Genomic DNA, 17,489 nt, shown 5'->3' with positions numbered 1-17,489 from the left:
CACCCCGCGCATCGTTCCCCATGCCGCGCTCCAACCCTCACCGCCCCTACACGCCTGACCCGGACCAGATGGCGCTTCGGCCCAACGTCTCTGGCAATGTGATCAATGGGCTGGGGGAGGCCACCAAACGCCGCCCCAAGATGGTCTATTGGGCACCCGACCCCGATGACATTCCCCACGGCGAGATGCAGCGTTGGTTCTACACCACCCGCCCCGACGAGGCCCGGTTCCGCGCCATGGCCGAATGGCGCGCGGGCATCTACGACGTCCCCCTCCCCAAGGTCACGGGCCCGCCCGCGCACAATACCCCCGAGGCCTGGACCGAGGCCCTCCTGCAATTCGTCAACGATGGATCCTGCGAGAAGATCGGGGTGGCAGACATGGACCAGAACTGGGCCTACGCGGGTCACACGATCCCGCAATCAAAGGTCATCGTCCTGGGCGTGCACCACGATTACGACGCCATCAGCCAGGCCCCTGACCCGACAGCCGCCCTTGAAGTTCTGCACCAATACGGGCGGGCGGCGAAGGCGGCCAAGGACATCACCGCCTGGCTTCGCGGCCTGGGGCACGGGGCCGAGCCCGTCACCGGCCCGATGACGGGCGCGCTTACCCTGATTCCGCCCGCGATTGCCTGCGGGTTCGGAGAGCTTGGCAAGCATGGCTCCCTGATCACGCCCGAGTTCGGCAGCTCTTTCCGGCTATCGGCCGTGCTGACCGATGCGCCGTTCGCGCCGACACCGCCCCGGACCCACGGCATCGACGACTTCTGCGCCAACTGCCGCATCTGCGAAGACGCCTGCCCGCCCGAAGCCATCGCGCCGCACAAGCAAACCGTCAGGGGCACCCGGAAGTGGTACGTCGATTTCGACGCCTGCCTCCCCTACTTCATCGAGAACCAGGGCTGCGCGATCTGCGTCGCCGTCTGCCCCTGGTCGCGCCCTGGTGTGGGCCTCAACCTTGCGGCCAAACTGGAACGCCGCGCGCGGCGCTAGACGACCCGCAACCCAAGCTGACCCAGCAGATCCGCCGCCTGCCCCTTGGAAATGACAGCACCCTTGAAGCGCCGTGCATCGGTCAGCGTCACGCCCCCCAGATCCGCCCCCCGCAAATCGGCCCCCTCGAACCCGCACGCCTCCAGGCGTGCATTTCGCAGCGAGCAGTCCTCGAACACGGCATCCCGAAAATCGCAAGACGTCATGTCTGCCTCGCTGAAATCGACGTGCTTCAAGGTCATTTTCCGAAACGAGACCTTGGTCAGGACGGCAAGGGACAGCAAGACATCCTCCAACTCGAACGCCACGGCCCGCACGTCGGACAGGTCGGCCCCCGTCATTTTGGCGCGGCTGATCCTGGCGGACGACAGCGTGGCACCGCGCAGGTCGGTGTTGCTGAAGTCGCCGCCCTCAATCTCGGCCTCCTGCAAATCCGTGCCGAGGAAACGGGCCCCCGATGCGCGACAGGTCTTGAAGATCGCCCCTTCCAGCACCGCACCGCTGAATGACGCACCGGGGAAGGTGCACCGCTCGAACACCCAGCCCGAGAGGTCCAGGTCAGAAAGGTCGATCCCGTCCAGCGTGCATTCCGTCAGCGTCGCAGGCCCATCTACGTGCTCGATATCTGCGCGGGTCAGGGTACGGGCGACGAAGGCGGTCATGGCAAGGCCTTAGACCTCGCCGGTGTATTCGCCGCGCGCAGGATAGCTTTTCTCGATCGCGAAATCGACAGCGCCAAGCAACTCCCGGAAGTGGGGCCGCACGAAGGGCATCGTCTGCACGGACATGTAATACAACGTGTTGTCGGGGTTGATCAGGAACAACCCGGGCTCTGCGAACAACGCAGGCTCTTCGATCCCGATGGAGGTCTTGCCCCGCGAGGTAGAGATATATAGCCCCCATTCCCGCGCCTTCGCCAGGCTCATGTCATAGGCAAAGCGCAAGTTCTTGGCGCCGATGTTCTCTTTCATCTTGGCGCCCCGCTCTGCACCATCGCTGGAGATTGCAATCGATCCCACGCCGCGCGCGGTGAATTCACTCACGAGGCTTTCGAATTCCGTCAGGTACTTGGCACACAGCGGGCAGTGCAGGCCCCGGTAGAAGCACACGACGGTACCGCGAGGGCTGGACTCAGCGGCCAAATCGAAGGTGCCGCCCCCCACCTGCGGAAGGGACAGGGCGGGCACGGCTTGGCGGGGCATCAACATGGGCGTCTCCTTAAGGGTCGCGCGCACCATGGCGGGCATTGCCGGGCGCGTCACCCGAAATCGGCAACCGTCACCGGTGTCAGAGCTTGCGCAGCACGGTGATCTGGAACGGTTGCCGGTTGCCTTTCGGAGTGATATGCACATGCGGCATGTCGTCCACCCGACGGAACCGGCCCGGCAAGGTGGCCTCCACCTCGGCAATAAGGTCGTCTGAGTGATAGCGCCGCACCGGCAGGTTGGAGCATGTCTCTGGCCCATCTTCGGCGAAGGTCGCGATGATTGCGTGTCCTCCCTCGGCCAGTGCGCGGTCCATGGTGTGCAGATAGGCGGCGCGATCCGGCGCATCGACAAGGAAATGAAACACCGCCCGGTCATGCCAAATCGCATAGACGCGGTCCGGCTTCCATTCGGTGACCGAGCCTGTGATCCAGTTCACAACCTCTGCGCGCGCGCCCAACCTTTTCCGGCTGACGTCCAACGCCGCGCCTGACAGATCCAGCACACTGATATCGCGAAACCCGGCATCCAGCAGCGCATCCGGAAGGCGTGACGCGCCGCCACCGATATCCACCAAGCCGCCCTCGGGCGTCCCGTAGCGCGCAATCAGCGATACCGACTGATCCGGCGTGCGTTCGAACCACGTCAACGCAGCTTCGTCGCGCGCAGCATACACCTTGTCCCAATGGTCTTTCCGGTCCGCCATGGCTCCTCCTACTTTTGACACCATTGCTTCTCGTGCCCCCCTGCGCTGCTATATCTCCCTGGTCGGCACTGGACCTCGCACCTATTCGCCCCTACCTCTTGGACGAAGCCGGAGTCCGACCATGACCAAATTGCCCCTCACGATTTACCTCGCCGCCCCGCGCGGCTTTTGTGCCGGCGTGGACCGCGCCATCAAGATAGTCGAGATGGCACTAGAGAAGTGGGGCGCGCCCGTCTACGTGCGCCACGAGATCGTGCACAACAAATATGTGGTCGATGATCTGAAAGCCAAGGGCGCGGTGTTCGTCGAAGAGCTATCGGAATGCCCCGACGACCGCCCGGTCATCTTCTCGGCCCACGGGGTGCCGAAGTCCGTGCCGCAGGCAGCGGCCGCGCGCCAGATGGTCTATGTCGATGCCACCTGCCCGCTGGTCTCCAAGGTCCATATCGAAGCGCAACGCCACGCCGACAACGGTCTGCAAATGATCATGATCGGCCACGAGGGGCACCCCGAAACCGTCGGCACCATGGGCCAGCTTCCAGAGGGAGAGGTGCTTTTGGTCGAAACGGTGGAAGATGTGGCAAAGGTCGCGGTCCGTGATCCGTCGAAGCTGGCCTTTGTCACCCAGACGACGCTGTCCGTCGATGACACCGCCGACATCGTCGCCGCCCTGCAATCGCGCTTTCCGGCTATCGTCGGCCCCCACAAGGAAGACATCTGCTACGCCACCACCAACCGCCAGGAAGCGGTGAAAGCCATGGCCTCCAAGGCCGAGGCGATGTTGGTCGTGGGTGCGCCCAATTCTTCCAACTCCAAACGTTTGGTCGAGGTCGGATCGCGGGCCGGGTGCGGCTATTCCCAACTTGTCCAACGCGCCACCGACATCGACTGGCGGGCCTTGGACGGCATCAAGACGCTCGGCATTACCGCGGGCGCTTCCGCCCCCGAAGTGCTGATCGAGGAAGTCATCCAGGCGTTCGAGGACAGGTTCGACGTCACCCGAGAAATGGTGGAAACGGCCATCGAGGACGTGGAATTCAAGGTGCCGCGCGTGTTGCGGGAAACGGTTTAGTCGTCATTCCGCGTGTCAGGATGGCCATCCGCCAATGCCTGTTGCCAAATCGGTGATGAGATCGGAATAGTGTTGCTCGAACTTGGTTCACAGCCAAGTCCACCGTTGTCCCGATCGAGATCGTAGTCATCGGGCCCAACGACCCGAACGGTGGCGTTTACAATCGGCCAATCCCCATCTCCGCCTGCACAATCCGGCTCTGGGCAACCCTGTCCGTCTGGCACGCAAAACCCAGCGTAGCTTGGGTGGCACGATTGACCGTTCGCAGCAAAAGCCGCGTACACGAACAGTACAACGAGGGGCGACAGGCGAAACATTTCTGAAAGGTAGTCGGCCCGTTAACCAAAGTTAATGGAAAAGGCGCCATTGCAGTCCCTTGCATCCAAGCCCCACAGGGACAATCCTGTGTCCTTGAAACCTGTGGGCGTCGCGCGCCACCCACAAGACCCCAAGGCCCCCCGCGTCATGTTCTGGAAAAAACGCCAAGCCCCACCCGCACCGCCGCCCAGTCGCACCCAGGACTGGCAAGCCACATTGCACCGAAGCGGTGTTCATTGCCCGCCCAACCGACATCCTCGGCGCGAACATGACACTGTTTCCGGAGTGACGCGGGCCAAGTCCGTTTTCTCAAATTGATATAGTATTGATTTACCCTAGTAGGTGAGTTCCATGCCCACGCCCTTCGACCCGCAGTTGGTCCTCGCCCGCCCCCTGATGGCCAACCTTGCGACCGTGACGCCGGACGGCGCGCCGCGCAATGCGCCGGTCTGGTTCGCATGGGAGAATTCAGCGCTTTGGATGTTGTCAGACGCCACCTCCAGCAGCGCCGCGCGGGTAATCTCCAACCCTCAGGTCGCCGTCGAGATCGTGGACTACGACAATGCGGCGGGCGTCCTGCGCCACCTCGGCCTGCGCGGAGAGGCCAGCGTCGAGCCGATGAACACCGCCCTCTTCCGGCGCCTCCTGCGCCGCTATCTTGGCCCTGAAGATCAGCAAAACGAATGGTTTATCAAAAACGTCGCCCGTGTGGAGGATCCCGCCGGCCGCCTGATCCGCCTGGTGCCATCCTCCATTTTCACCAATGATGTCAGCTTCTTTCGCACTGGCCCAGCACTGGCCCAGCGCAACGCCCGTTGACAGGCGCGCCCCTGTCGGGCACGTTTGCCGTAATTCTTATTACGGAAAACCCACCCCCATGATCACACCCCAGTTTCTGCTGACCGCGTTCGTGGTCGTCATCGCCCCCGGCACCGGCGTGCTCTACACATTGGCCCTCGGTCTGGGTCGAGGCCGCAGCGCCGCGATCTGGGCAGCACTGGGATGCACCATCGGCATCGTTCCACACCTTTTTGCAGCCACCCTTGGGCTTGCCGCCGTGCTCCACACCTCGGCGCTTTTGTTCAATGTCGTCAAATTCCTGGGGGTGGCCTACCTGCTCTATCTCGCCTATTCCGCGCTGCGCTCCGGCGGCGCCCTGAACGTAGAGCCCACCACAACGGACGAGAGCGGTTCTACCATCGCCAAACGCGGCGCGCTGATCAACATCCTCAACCCGAAGCTGTCGATCTTCTTCCTGTCGCTGATGACACCGTTCCTGTCCGGTAATCCCGCCGCAGTGACGCAGGAAATCCTGCTGCTTGGCGGTATCTTCATGGCAATGACTTTCGCCGTCTTCGTCCTCTACGGCCTCTTTGCCGCCACTGCGCGCACCTATATTCTCGGATCCGCCCGCATCATGGCCTGGATGAACCGATCCTTCGCCGCCATCTTCGCACTGCTCGCCGGCCGCCTCGCCCTGGAGCGCGCCTGACCATCTTTGTTCCCTGAAAATGCCGGGGTCTGGGGCAGCGCCCCAGAAGCTCCCTTGCCCCCGCTCGCAGCCGTGCCACATATGCGCCCATGACCCGCATTCCCACCTCTGCCCTTCTGCTTGGCCTCACAGGCCTGATCCCGTTCCTCTGGGGCGCGTCCTCCTCGGCGGGTCTTCTCCTTGACTACATGCCACTCTCGCTGCCTCCCGCGCTCACCGGCGGGGCCGTTCTGACGGCCTATGGCACGATCATCCTCAGCTTCATGGCAGGCGTCATCTGGGGATTTGCCGCGAAAGCGCAGACTTCCTGGATGCCGGTAGGCCTTGCGCTCTCTACCCTCCCCGCCCTTTGGATCTTCTTTTTCACCGGCCAACCGGAAAGCACCCGTATCATCGCCTTGATCTCCGGTTTCGTCGGGCTTCTCGCGATCGACGTCACCTGCGCGCGCCGGGGGCTTGCGCCGGATTGGTGGGTTCCCCTGCGCCTTTTTCTAACAGGGGTGGTTGTGTTTTGCCTTCTCATCGGTTTCCTACTGGGCCCATGATTGATCACCAGACCATCTCCGTCTACGGGGCCGCCGTCGAGCGGTACCGCGCCGCGCCGATGTCGCCCGACCATGTGGATTTTCTGGACGCTTTTGCTTCCAAGGTTTGCGACGGCGGGCTGGTCCTTGACTTGGGTTGCGGGCCCGGGGATCAGGCGAAACGGCTGATGGATCATGGCCTACGGGTCGATGCGATCGATGCGACCCCGGCCTTTGTGGATGCCGCTGTTGCGCTTGGTGTTCCCGCCCGCCGCGCGCTGTTCGAGGATCTGCCGGGTGCCACGCAGTACGACGGGATCTGGGCGAGCTTCAGCCTGTTGCATGCCCCACGCGACGCGGTGCAAAGCCACATCTTGCGGCTGGCCCAAAGCCTGACGCCCGGGGGCGTGTTCTTCCTCGGCATGAAAACCGGTGACGGGGAAGCGCGCGATAATCTGGGTCGGTTCTACAGCTACTTCTCTGTGGACGCATTGCAGGGGATGCTCACGGACGCAGGCCTGACCGTGACCGACTGTGTGACCGGCAGGGGAAAGGGTCTAGCGGGCTCTGATGACAGCTACGCCTTGATGATCGCGACAGCCGATGCCTGATCTCGTCGCCTACACGGACGGCGCCTGCTCCGGCAATCCCGGCCCCGGCGGATGGGGAGCGCTGATGCGCGCCAAGGACGGTGACAAGATCCTGAAGGAGCGCGAGTTAAAGGGCGGCGAGGCCGACACGACCAACAATCGCATGGAACTCCTGGCCGCGATTTCCGCGCTGGAGGCGCTGGAGAGACCCTCCAAACTGACGGTGATCACCGACAGCGCCTACGTGAAAAACGGCATCACCGGCTGGATGCACGGCTGGAAACGCAACGGCTGGAAGACCTCGACCAAAAAGCCGGTGAAGAACGTCGACCTGTGGCAACGGCTGGACGCCGCGCAGGCGCGGCACGACGTGACGTGGGAGTGGATCAAGGGACACGCAGGGCATGAGGGCAACGAGCGTGCCGATGAATTGGCCCGCGCCGGAATGGCGCCGTTCAAGCCGGGCAAGCGGAGCTGAATGAGCCTCCGATGACCCTCGCCCTGACGCTCGACAACGCCTCAGTGCTGATCTTCGCCCTGACCGGAGCCTTGGCGGCCTCCCGGGCGCAACTTGATGTCGTGGGTTTCATCTTCTTTGCCGCGCTCACGGCGGTGGGCGGCGGCACTTTGCGCGACCTCCTGCTGGACCGCGATCCCGTGTTCTGGATCGCCGACGCCACGCCCCTGGCCATCGCCACGGGCGCAGCGGTGCTGGTGTTTTTCACGGCCCACCTCGTGGAAAGCCGCTTGAAATGGCTGATCTGGCTGGATGCCGCGGCGCTTGCAATTGCCGTCGCGGCCGGCGTGTCCGTGGCCCGCAGCATGGAGGTCGGCACCGGTGTGGTCCTGGTCATGGGCGTCGCCACAGGCACCTTCGGTGGCCTGATGCGGGACGTGGTGGCAAACGAAGTTCCGCTGGTGTTGAAACAGGGAGAGCTCTACGTCACCGCCGCTGTCGCAGGCGCCGGGGCGGCCCTCATCGCGTCGCTTCTGGCAGATGGGACGATCTGGACCACGGTAGCATGCATCGCCACGACCTTTGGTCTGCGCGCAGGGTCACTACTGTTTGGGTGGCGCTTGCCGGTCTACAAACCGCGCCCACCGCGGGCCTAGGCACCAAAAAGCCTTGCAAGGCTTTTACAAATTCCTTGCAAGGAATTTCGCAAGATCCTTCGAAGGATCTTGTTGCGCGTCAGTCGATGGTGCGCGTCAGTCGATGGTGCGCGTCAGTCGATGGTGCGCGTCAGTCGATGGTGCGCGTCAGTCGATGGTGCGCGTCAGTCGATGGTGCGCGTCAGTCGATGGTGCCCGTCAGTCGAAAGTGCCGGTCACACGCCCCAGAAGCATGAAGGCGCGCGCGGTGCGGGTATCAGCCAGATGCGCAATTTCTTCGTCGCTTGCGTTTTTCTCGAACTCCATGAAGGTCCGGTCGAAATGGCGCAGGAAGTGGTGCACGGCATCGCGGAAGACCGGATCCTTACGCATTCGGCCCGCTGCCAACACCAGCGAGGATCGGTCGTGAATTCCGCCCAAGGCCGCAATCGGGCGACCCCGTTCGCCCTTCGCGAACCGCCGCCAGACCTCGGATTTGGAGCGATCAGGCCGCAGGTCATCCATGTAAATCCCGTCTTGCGACAGAAGCGTCAGGACGTCTTGAGAGGCACGGATCAACCGCTCTGTCGCGCGATCTTCCAAGGCCCGGCGCAGGGTGCGAAATCCCTCCTTGTCGTGCTCATTTTCGGGGAAATTCAGGGCCCTGATGAAATCCGCCACTGAAATCGGCTCAGCCGCGACCTCTTGCACGAGGCCCAAGGCCGGTTGCGGTTGTGCCGCGTCAATCTCGGCCAGGACGGGCGGCACCGCAGCCCGGACCTCTGCCGGGTCCACCACGCGCAGCGAGGTGAAGGTCGCCAGCTTCGTGTCCGCCGCCTGTTGTGCGGCCATCAGATCATCCAGCTTCTGGACAAGATCCGGCTTCATCTCCATCGACTGGCGCTGTTGTTGCTCCACATAAGCCGCCCGCATTGCGTCGATCGAGGCCTGAAGGCGCGCCGCTTCCTGTCGCAGGGCCCGCGCCGTCCGCGCGGCCATGGCCGCCACCCAGATCAAGGCCAGAGGAAGAATGACCGCCAGGATCGACAGCAACCGCGATAATCCGCTTGCGGTATCTTCCCCCTCCGCACTCGCGAGGCCCAGGAAAATCACCGCGACGATCCACAGGATCGACACGGCAATCGCCACGACCTCGATCACCGTGACACGGGGTCCGGCCTCGGCACGGGCATAAAGACCGAGGTCAAGGGCCGTCGGCGTGGCTTGAGGCGGCGGTGTTGGATCAGAAGACGGCATCGTCTTTGTCATCTCGGTCGGCGGACGGTCATGGCAGGCGGCTTGGCAAAGGCCTCAAACATAGGAAATCTTGACGATTTCGTACGACTTGGCCCCACCAGGCGTGCGCACCTCAACGCTATCGCCCTCTTCCTTGCCGATCAAGGCGCGGGCGAGGGGGGATTTGATGTTGAGCAGGCCTTTGTGAATATCGGCCTCGGCCTCCCCCACGATCATGTAGGTCTTCTCTTCCTCGGTCTCTTCGTCGACCAGATTAACGGTCGCACCGAATTTGATTGCCCCCGACAGGGTCGCCGGATCAATCACCTGCGCCAGCGAGATCGATCCCTCAAGCTCTTTGATCCGCCCCTCGATGAAGGACTGCTTCTCTTTCGCGGAATGATACTCCGCGTTCTCGGAAAGGTCGCCATGCTCGCGCGCTTCCGCGATCGCCTTGATGATCGCCGGACGCTCGATACTCTTGAGCTGCTTGAGTTCACCGTTCATGGCCTCCAGGCCCTTCGGTGTCATGGGGATCTTTTCCATCGGTCAGTGCCTTGCGAAACGAGAGCAAATGAAAACCCGGCGAAGCGCAGGGCCATGCCGGGATAAGGGAACGTTAGGCGCGAATGCGCGCCGGATCAACTGGGATTGCGGGCAAGCCCCTACAACGAACCAGAGATACCGATTTCAGCCGTTCCGCTGATCGACAGGCCGGCGACCGGTGCTGCGCGCTCGGGCCGCTCGGGTTCACCATCCACACCGCAGGCGGTAAGGATCAGGATCGACAGAATTGCGAGATACCGCATGGGGGGCCTCCTTCAAATCCCGTAGTGTCAGCCGCTTTGCGCCGCCTGTCCAGCGGGAAGGTCCCGTGTCGGCAAGCCTGCGCCTAACCCAGTTCCGCCCGCCACTGTGCGATCTGCTCGCGCACCCGAACCGGCGCAGTGCCCCCGTAGGACACGCGCGAGGCGACAGAGTTGTGCACGCCCAGCACATCGAACACGGCTTGCGTGATGTCCCCATGAACTGATCGCATGTCCGCCAGCGTCAGGTCCGGCAGATCACAGCCCTTGTCCTCGGCCAGCTTCACAAGGCTGCCTGTCACGTGGTGCGCCTCCCGGAACGGCATATCCAGCGTCCGCACCAGCCAATCGGCAAGATCCGTGGCGGTAGAGAACCCGCTGGCGGCGGCGGCCTCAAGGGACGCTACATTTGCCTCCATGTCGCGCACCATGCCTTCCATCGCGGCCAATGCCAGCATCAGGTTGTCGGCGGCATCAAACGTCTGTTCCTTGTCTTCCTGCATGTCCTTGGAATAGGCCAGCGGAAGCCCCTTCATCACCGTCATCAGCGCCACATTGGCCCCGAAGATCCGCCCAATCTTGGCGCGGATCAACTCTGCCGCGTCGGGGTTCTTCTTCTGCGGCATGATCGACGATCCGGTCGAGAACCGGTCAGACAAAGCCACGAAACGGAATTGGGCCGACGACCAGATCACCAGCTCTTCGGCAAAGCGCGACAGGTGCATGGCGCAGATGGAGGCAGCCGACAGGAACTCCAACGCGAAATCGCGATCCGCCACGGCATCGAGGGAGTTCGCGGCGGGGCGGTCGAAGCCAAGCGCCTTGGACGTCATGTCCCGGTCAATCGGGAAAGAGGTGCCGGCAAGGGCAGCGGCCCCCAGCGGCGATGTGTTCATCCGCGTGCGTGCATCGCGGAAGCGCGAGGCGTCGCGGCCCAACATCTCGACATAGGCCATCATGTGGTGGCCCCAGGTCACGGGTTGCGCAGTTTGCAGGTGAGTAAAGCCGGGCATGACCCAATCGGCCCCGGCCTCGGCCTGGCCCAACAGCGCCCGCTGAAGCGCCTCGATCCCGGTGATGGCGGCGTCCATCTGGTCACGCACCCACAGCTTGAAGTCGGTAGCGACCTGGTCATTGCGCGAGCGTGCCGTGTGCAGACGTCCGGCGGCCGGGCCGACGATTTCGGTCAGGCGAGACTCCACATTCATGTGGATGTCTTCCAGCGCGGCGGAATAGGTGAACGTCCCGCCCTCGATCTCTGACAAGACCGTGAGCAGGCCTTCCCGGATCGCCTCGACATCGCTACCGTCCACGATGCCTGTCGCGGCCAACATGGCCGCATGGGCACGGGAGCCTTCGATGTCCTGGCGCGCCATTCTCTGGTCAAATGAGATCGAGGCATTAATTGCCTCCATGATCGCATCGGGACCAGCGGCGAACCGGCCGCCCCACATGGTGTTGGCTTTTGTCGCGTCGTTGGTGGAACCCGTACCGCTCATGTCTAATGTCCTGTCTCTCAAAGGAACCAAGATGGTCCGCAAAATTCTACTTACCGCCGCTTACATCGCCGCAAGCCTTGGTGCAAATGCTGCCATGACACTACAGGCGTCGGCGCAAGATCTGTCCGCGCTACAGGTGGGTGAGATGCGCGGGTTGGTGATCCATGCGGATCCGGTCACGACGTCCGCGCTTCCCTATGTGCAAGCAGACGAGACGGAAGGCGCCCTTTCGGATTACGCGGGGCAGTATGTGCTGCTGAACTTCTGGGCCACCTGGTGTGCGCCCTGCCGCGAGGAAATGCCCTCGCTGCAACGCCTGCAGGACCAGATGGGCGGCGACACCTTTCAGGTCGTGACGCTGGCCACGGGGCGCAACCCGCCGCAAGCCATCCGGCGGTTCTTTGAGGAAGAGGGCGTGACCTCCTTGCCGCAACACCGCGACATCAATCAACAAATCGCGCGCGAGATGGGGATTTTTGGCTTGCCGATCACGTTGGTCCTCGACCCGGAAGGCCAAGAGATTGCCCGCTTGCGTGGCGATGCCCACTGGGATTCGCCCGAGGCGATTGCGATGCTGCAGGCGATCATGGCATCTGGCAGTTGATCACGGGGGCCGTTCGTCCATCATGCCCCTTGCTCGCGGGCCATCTCCGTCACCGCGTCATGCCGGAAGCAGCCCACCAAATGGTCGTTCACCACGCCGGTTGCCTCTAGCCAGGCATAAACGATCGTCGGGCCACAGAACTTGAACCCCGCCTTCTTGAGGTCCTTCGACATGCGCGCGCTCATTTCCGTGGACGGCGGCACATCCGCCATCGACTGGAAGGTGTTTTTCAGCGGCACCCCATCGACGTAATCCCAAATGAACCGATCAAACCCGCCGCGCTCTTCCATCGCGATCCAGGCCTGGGCGTTGGTGATCGCCGCCTCGATCTTGCCCCTGTGGCGCACGATGCCCGCATTCCCCAGCAAGCGCTGAACGTCGGCCTCGCCCCAGTGCGCGATGACCTCTGGGTCAAAGTCCTCGAAAGCCGCGCGAAAGGCGTCCCTCTTGCGCAGGATCGTGATCCACGCCAGCCCCGCCTGGAACCCGTCAAGCACCAGCTTTTCCCACAGCGCCCGGCTGTCGTATTCGGGCACCCCCCATTCTTCATCGTGATAGGCCACGTAGAGGGGGTCCGACCCACACCAATCACACCGCCCCGCGTCCCGATCACCACTTGTGCCCGTCATTCCAAAACTCCCCTGCATTCGAAGCAAATCGCGAATTTCATCCTTCCTTAAAGAGACTCAGGGCATCAACCCAGAGCGAGTGGGTGATTGGAGTTGCACAATGCGTGACATTGGCGTGGAACCGATAGAACCGGGATTGGAAAGTCCCCTTGACGCAGCGGTCACCCAAAGGGATCGCGGCACCTTGGCGATGGTGCAGCAGGCCCTGGCGCGGGGCGATGCGCTGCTGGCCTTTCAACCGATCGTCCGCGCCGATGGGCAAGGCATCGCGTTTTTCGAGGGGCTGATCCGTATCCTCGACGAAACCGGCCGGGTCATCCCCGCGCGCGACTTCATGGGTGCCGTGGAAGATACGGATATCGGCCGCCAGATCGATTGCGCGGCCCTGCATTTCGGCCTTGAGGCCCTGCGCAATAATCCCGGATTGCGCCTGTCGATCAACATGTCCGCCCGGTCTGTCGGGTATCCACGCTGGATGCAGATCCTTCGGACCTGCCTGCGCGACCACCCCATGGTGGTTGAACGTCTGATCCTTGAGATCACCGAAAGCTCGGTCATGATCATGCCCGAGATCGTGGCCATCTTCATGGAAGACCTGCAAGACAAGGGCATCACCTTCGCGCTGGACGACTTCGGCGCGGGGTATACGGCCTTCCGCCACTTCAAGACGTTCTACTTCGACATCCTGAAAATCGACGGTCAGTTCACGCGCAACATTTCCGAAGATGCGGACAATCAAGTCCTGTCCGAAGCCCTCATCGGCCTCGCCCGGCATTTCGACATGCTTGTTGTGTCGGAATCGGTCGAAACCGCGGAAGAGGCGCAATGGCTTGCCGCCGCCGGTGTCGATTGCCTGCAAGGCTACTACTACGGCGCCCCGTCGATGAAATTGCCCGACGTGGATACCAACCAGATCGTCCGCAGCGCCTGAACACTGCGGCCTCTACCTTCCGCTGCGTCAAGATCCATGCTGCAGGCGCATATCCGCCACCTCATCCTTACCTGAGACACCGTGTCCGTTGAATTATACGTGTCGTGCACACTATCACCTGCGCAATTCATACGCTGCGTCGGACGCCTTGCATGACCCCCGGCGCGCACAGGAAAGGACTTCCCATGACCAATGTCGTCATCGCTTCTGCCGCCCGCACGCCGGTTGGCAGCTTCCTCGGCTCTTTCGCCAACACCGCCGCCCATGACCTCGGCAAAACCGTGATCGAAGCCGTGGTGGAGCGCGCCGGTATCGACAAGGCCGACGTGTCCGAGACGATCCTTGGCCAAGTCCTCACCGCCGCCCAGGGCCAGAACCCGGCCCGCCAGGCCCACATCAACGCGGGCCTGCCGCAAGAATCCGCCGCCTGGTCGATCAACCAGGTCTGCGGCTCCGGCCTGCGTGCCGTGGCCCTTGGCGCACAGCACATCATGTTGGGCGATGCCTCGATCGTTATCGCCGGTGGTCAGGAAAACATGTCCATGTCCCCCCACGCCGCCATGCTGCGCGCGGGCCAGAAGATGGGCGACATGAAGTATATCGACACGATGATCCGCGATGGCCTGTGGGACGCCTTCAACGGCTACCACATGGGTCAGACCGCCGAGAACGTGGCCGAGAAATGGCAGATTTCCCGCGAACAGCAGGACGAATTCGCCGTCGCCTCGCAAAACAAGGCCGAAGCGGCCCAGAAGGCCGGCAAGTTCGTGGATGAGATCTGCTCGGTGATCGTGCCCAACCGCAAGGGCGACATCACCGTCGATCAGGACGAATACATCCGCCACGGTGCCACGATGGAAGCGATGCAGAAACTGCGCCCCGCTTTCACCAAGGACGGCTCTGTCACCGCCGCCAACGCCTCGGGCCTGAATGACGGCGCTGCCGCCACCCTGCTGATGTCCGCCGATGACGCCGAGAAGCGCGGGATCAAGCCGCTGGCGCGCATCGCCTCCTACGCGACCGCGGGCCTCGACCCGTCGATCATGGGTGTGGGCCCGATCTATGCGTCCCGCAAGGCGCTGGAAAAAGCCGGTTGGACAGTCGATGATCTGGACCTCGTGGAAGCGAACGAAGCCTTCGCCGCGCAAGCCTGCGCCGTGAACAAGGACATGGGCTGGGATCCGGCCATCGTGAACGTGAACGGCGGCGCCATCGCCATCGGCCACCCCATCGGCGCTTCCGGCTGCCGCGTTCTGAACACGCTGCTGTTCGAAATGCAGCGCCGCGACGCCAAAAAAGGCCTCGCCACGCTGTGCATCGGTGGCGGCATGGGTGTCGCCCTCTGCGTCGAGCGGGACTGATCACACCTAAATTGAAGGCCGTGCGCAATAAAGTTGCGTGCGGCTTTTTATTTTTCTAACAAAGTTAAGCACCATAAGGAGAGAGACATGGGACGAGTCGCACTGGTCACCGGCGGCAGCCGAGGCATTGGCGAGGCCATTTCCAAGGCCCTGCAAGCGGACGGCTACACCGTCGCCGCCACCTACGCGGGCAACGATGAAGCCGCGAAGAAGTTCACCGACGAAACCGGCATCAAGACCTACAAGTGGAACGTGGCCGATTACGACAGCTCCAAGGCGGGCATCGAACAGGTCGAAGCGGACCTCGGCCCGATCGAAGTGGTTGTCGCCAACGCGGGCATCACCCGCGACGCGCCGTTCCACAAGATGACGCCCCAGCAGTGGCAGGAGGTTATCGACACCAACCTCACCGGTGTCTTCAACACCGTCCACCCGATCTGGCCCGGCATGCGGGACCGCAAGTTCGGCCGTGTCATCGTGATCTCTTCGATCAACGGCCAGAAGGGCCAGTTCGCGCAAGTGAACTACGCCGCAACGAAGGCGGGCGATCTGGGCATCATCAAATCTCTGGCGCAGGAAGGCGCCCGCGCCGGCATCACCGCCAACGCCATCTGCCCCGGCTACATCGCCACCGAAATGGTCATGGCGGTGCCCGAGAAGGTGCGCGAGTCGATCATCGGTCAGATCCCCGCAGGCCGTTTGGGTGAGCCCGAGGAAATCGCGCGCTGCGTGTGCTTCCTTGCCTCTGACGATAGCGGCTTCATCAACGGCTCCACGATCTCTGCCAACGGCGCGCAGTTCTTCGTCTGAACCGCTTCACAGTTTCGAAAGGCCCCTGCCAAGCGCGGGGGCCGTTTGCGTTGCGCACGCCGCTTTCCTTCGCCTGTTGAACGATCTAAACGGCGTTCATGACCCGCACACGCGCCACGGCCATCGGTTTCATTGCCGTCCTCCTCTGGGCGCTTCTGGCGTTGTTTACCATCGGCTCTGCCCCGGTTCCGCCGTTCCAGTTGAACGCGATGACCTTTGCGATTGGCGGCACCATCGGCCTTGTCTGGGTGACGCTGACTGGCGGCTGGCCCAAATTGCGTGCCGTGCCGCTACGCGTCTACGTCTTTGGCACGGTCGGCCTATTCGGCTATCACGCCCTCTATTTCAGCGCGCTACGCCTTGCGCCCCCGGCCGAGGCCAGCCTCATCGCGTACCTCTGGCCCCTGTTCATTGTCTTGTTCTCGGGCCTCCTACCCGGTGAGCGTCTGGGGCCATTGCACATTCTGGGTGCGCTCACGGCTTTTGCGGGCGCCGCGCTGATCGTAGCGCCGGGGGCCGAGGGGTTTTCAGGTGGCATAGGCCTCGCCCTGGCAGGGCTCTGCGCGCTGACGTGGTCCAGCTACTCGGTGATTTCCCGGCACCTGGGCCGCATGCCGACCGAAACCGTCGCGGTGTTCTGCGTCGCTACAGCCGTTCTCTCGGTCCCGGCGCATCTGGCGCTGGAAACAACCGTATGGCCAGACGGCGCATTGCCTTGGGCTGCCATCGTCGCCCTCGGGATCGGGCCCGTGGGCCTTGCATTTTATGTATGGGATTTGGGCGTGAAGGCTGGCGACATCCAGGTGTTGGGTGTGGCCAGCTACGCGGCGCCGCTGTTGTCGACGCTTATCTTGGTCATCGTGGGCGTCGCAAGCGCATCACCCAACTTGATTATTGCGGCCACCCTCATCGCGGGTGGCGCAGGCCTTGCGGCCCTTGGCTCTGCCCGCGTTCAGCGAAGCGCGCAAAGATAGCTGTTCACGCGCGCCATCTTTTGCGCTTCGTTCACTTGGAGTTGGAACGTGGACTGGCGCACAAGCGCGCGGATTTCCGAGAAGAACATCTTAAGTGACCTTTGGGATGAGGGAGAGTTTTTAATCTGCCCATCATTTAGGCGCTCTCGGGTCCGAACCCCAATGCTCTTTCGGAATGGCCGCTAACCGGTGGCCGCAACGCTCAGGTCGGTTTTGGCACGGCGACGGAACAATTGCGCGAACAGCCGCGCTATCTCACGGCTGCGCTCGGCACGCGCCTGGTCAATGATTTTCCGCATTTCGGGTTCTGCGAGATCGTGGAGCATGGGACACCTATACAAGTAAAGACTGCGTTCCTGACTAATATAGGAGCAATGCGGCAGTGCAGCATTGCAAATTCTGCAACCCCGCTTCCCGCTCGCTCATGCGCGTCCGGTCAGAAAGCCCCAGATCTCACCCAGTATCTTTCCACGTTCTGCGTGAGCACGGGAAATGGCGTCGCGGGTGGCGGGGCTGGTGGTGTTGTCGAAGTGCATGGTGCGTATCCTTATCGGTTGCGTGTTTCATCTTGTTCTCAATATTGGCTGTTGCCGGGATCCTCACAAACGAGACTTTCCAACCCTTCACACAAAGTATACTTAACCG

At 62.7% G+C, this 17,489-nt stretch carries 22 protein-coding genes; 13 read left to right on the top strand and 9 right to left on the bottom strand.

Annotated elements, in window-relative coordinates:
• Positions 1-20: 20 nt before the first annotated feature.
• Positions 21-995: a 4Fe-4S dicluster domain-containing protein gene (locus KUL25_RS17795; RefSeq protein WP_257894143.1), complete on the top strand. Its 975-nt coding sequence runs from the start codon at positions 21-23 to the stop codon at positions 993-995.
• On the opposite strand, the gene KUL25_RS17790 is transcribed toward KUL25_RS17795, so the two are convergent.
• The 3 genes from KUL25_RS17790 to KUL25_RS17780 form a co-directional block, all read right to left on the bottom strand.
• Positions 992-1,657, bottom strand: coding sequence for a pentapeptide repeat-containing protein (locus tag KUL25_RS17790; RefSeq protein WP_282563178.1), 666 nt, complete (start codon positions 1,655-1,657; stop codon positions 992-994). The two genes, KUL25_RS17795 and KUL25_RS17790, sit on opposite strands and share 4 nt — an antisense overlap.
• Before the next feature lie 9 nt (positions 1,658-1,666).
• Complete coding sequence (locus KUL25_RS17785; RefSeq protein ID WP_257894142.1) at positions 1,667-2,203, bottom strand: peroxiredoxin-like family protein; 537 nt, start codon at positions 2,201-2,203, stop codon at positions 1,667-1,669.
• 79 nt (positions 2,204-2,282) lie between these two features.
• Complete coding sequence (locus KUL25_RS17780) at positions 2,283-2,906, bottom strand: class I SAM-dependent methyltransferase (protein ID WP_257894141.1); 624 nt, start codon at positions 2,904-2,906, stop codon at positions 2,283-2,285.
• Between the two features lie 121 nt (positions 2,907-3,027).
• Between KUL25_RS17780 and ispH the strand changes: the two genes are divergently transcribed.
• From ispH to KUL25_RS17745, 7 genes are all read left to right on the top strand, one after another.
• The gene (ispH, locus tag KUL25_RS17775) at positions 3,028-3,978 is read left to right on the top strand and encodes a 4-hydroxy-3-methylbut-2-enyl diphosphate reductase (RefSeq protein ID WP_257894140.1); all 951 of its coding nucleotides are present in this window, start codon (positions 3,028-3,030) and stop codon (positions 3,976-3,978) included.
• Positions 3,979-4,647: 669 nt separating this feature from the next.
• Positions 4,648-5,115, top strand: coding sequence for a pyridoxamine 5'-phosphate oxidase family protein (locus KUL25_RS17770; protein WP_257894139.1), 468 nt, complete (start codon positions 4,648-4,650; stop codon positions 5,113-5,115).
• Between the two features lie 58 nt (positions 5,116-5,173).
• Positions 5,174-5,788, top strand: coding sequence for a LysE family translocator (locus KUL25_RS17765; protein WP_257894138.1), 615 nt, complete (start codon positions 5,174-5,176; stop codon positions 5,786-5,788).
• A gap of 89 nt (positions 5,789-5,877) precedes the next feature.
• A complete protein-coding gene (locus tag KUL25_RS17760) occupies positions 5,878-6,333 on the top strand; it encodes a DUF3429 domain-containing protein (protein WP_257894137.1) in 456 nt (151 codons plus the stop codon).
• Positions 6,330-6,923 carry a class I SAM-dependent methyltransferase gene (locus KUL25_RS17755; RefSeq protein WP_257894136.1) on the top strand — a complete coding sequence of 198 codons (594 nt, stop codon included), beginning with the start codon at positions 6,330-6,332 and terminating at the stop codon, positions 6,921-6,923. The genes KUL25_RS17760 and KUL25_RS17755 overlap by 4 nt, the downstream gene beginning before the upstream one ends.
• On the top strand, positions 6,916-7,380 hold the full coding sequence (rnhA, locus tag KUL25_RS17750) for a ribonuclease HI (RefSeq protein WP_257894135.1): 465 nt from the start codon (positions 6,916-6,918) through the stop codon (positions 7,378-7,380). Before KUL25_RS17755 ends, rnhA begins: the two co-directional genes overlap by 8 nt.
• Before the next feature lie 11 nt (positions 7,381-7,391).
• Positions 7,392-8,015: a trimeric intracellular cation channel family protein gene (locus tag KUL25_RS17745; RefSeq protein WP_257894134.1), complete on the top strand. Its 624-nt coding sequence runs from the start codon at positions 7,392-7,394 to the stop codon at positions 8,013-8,015.
• 198 nt (positions 8,016-8,213) lie between these two features.
• Here the strand turns inward: KUL25_RS17745 and KUL25_RS17740 are convergent, their stop codons facing one another.
• From KUL25_RS17740 to argH, 4 genes are all read right to left on the bottom strand, one after another.
• Positions 8,214-9,263 (bottom strand): hypothetical protein, encoded by a 1,050-nt coding sequence (locus tag KUL25_RS17740; RefSeq protein ID WP_257894133.1) that lies wholly within the window; start codon positions 9,261-9,263, stop codon positions 8,214-8,216.
• 42 nt (positions 9,264-9,305) lie between these two features.
• A complete protein-coding gene (gene greA, locus KUL25_RS17735) occupies positions 9,306-9,776 on the bottom strand; it encodes a transcription elongation factor GreA (protein WP_068357067.1) in 471 nt (156 codons plus the stop codon).
• Positions 9,777-9,895: 119 nt separating this feature from the next.
• Complete coding sequence (locus KUL25_RS17730) at positions 9,896-10,039, bottom strand: hypothetical protein (RefSeq protein ID WP_257894132.1); 144 nt, start codon at positions 10,037-10,039, stop codon at positions 9,896-9,898.
• Positions 10,040-10,122: 83 nt separating this feature from the next.
• The gene (argH, locus tag KUL25_RS17725) at positions 10,123-11,535 is read right to left on the bottom strand and encodes an argininosuccinate lyase (protein WP_257894131.1); all 1,413 of its coding nucleotides are present in this window, start codon (positions 11,533-11,535) and stop codon (positions 10,123-10,125) included.
• A gap of 31 nt (positions 11,536-11,566) precedes the next feature.
• On the opposite strand from argH, the gene KUL25_RS17720 reads away from it, so the two are divergent.
• Positions 11,567-12,139: a TlpA family protein disulfide reductase gene (locus tag KUL25_RS17720; RefSeq protein ID WP_257894130.1), complete on the top strand. Its 573-nt coding sequence runs from the start codon at positions 11,567-11,569 to the stop codon at positions 12,137-12,139.
• Between the two features lie 20 nt (positions 12,140-12,159).
• Here KUL25_RS17720 and KUL25_RS17715 read toward each other — a convergent pair whose 3' ends face one another.
• Positions 12,160-12,768, bottom strand: coding sequence for a DNA-3-methyladenine glycosylase I (locus KUL25_RS17715; RefSeq protein WP_257894129.1), 609 nt, complete (start codon positions 12,766-12,768; stop codon positions 12,160-12,162).
• A 100-nt stretch (positions 12,769-12,868) separates the two neighbouring features.
• Between KUL25_RS17715 and KUL25_RS17710 the strand changes: the two genes are divergently transcribed.
• From KUL25_RS17710 to yddG, 4 genes are all read left to right on the top strand, one after another.
• On the top strand, positions 12,869-13,699 hold the full coding sequence (locus KUL25_RS17710; RefSeq protein ID WP_257894128.1) for an EAL domain-containing protein: 831 nt from the start codon (positions 12,869-12,871) through the stop codon (positions 13,697-13,699).
• A gap of 185 nt (positions 13,700-13,884) precedes the next feature.
• On the top strand, positions 13,885-15,060 hold the full coding sequence (locus KUL25_RS17705) for an acetyl-CoA C-acetyltransferase (protein ID WP_257894127.1): 1,176 nt from the start codon (positions 13,885-13,887) through the stop codon (positions 15,058-15,060).
• 87 nt (positions 15,061-15,147) lie between these two features.
• The gene (gene phbB / locus KUL25_RS17700; protein ID WP_257894126.1) at positions 15,148-15,870 is read left to right on the top strand and encodes an acetoacetyl-CoA reductase; all 723 of its coding nucleotides are present in this window, start codon (positions 15,148-15,150) and stop codon (positions 15,868-15,870) included.
• Between the two features lie 98 nt (positions 15,871-15,968).
• Positions 15,969-16,844, top strand: a complete 876-nt coding sequence (gene yddG / locus KUL25_RS17695; protein WP_257894125.1) for an aromatic amino acid exporter YddG — start codon at positions 15,969-15,971, stop codon at positions 16,842-16,844.
• Between the two features lie 182 nt (positions 16,845-17,026).
• Here yddG and KUL25_RS17690 read toward each other — a convergent pair whose 3' ends face one another.
• Positions 17,027-17,170 (bottom strand): hypothetical protein, encoded by a 144-nt coding sequence (locus KUL25_RS17690; RefSeq protein ID WP_257894124.1) that lies wholly within the window; start codon positions 17,168-17,170, stop codon positions 17,027-17,029.
• Positions 17,171-17,489 lie beyond the last annotated feature (319 nt).

Origin of the sequence: Gymnodinialimonas phycosphaerae (assembly GCF_019195455.1) — a bacterium.
GTDB lineage: Bacteria > Pseudomonadota > Alphaproteobacteria > Rhodobacterales > Rhodobacteraceae > Gymnodinialimonas > Gymnodinialimonas phycosphaerae.
This window is presented reverse-complemented; position numbering and strand designations above follow the sequence as displayed.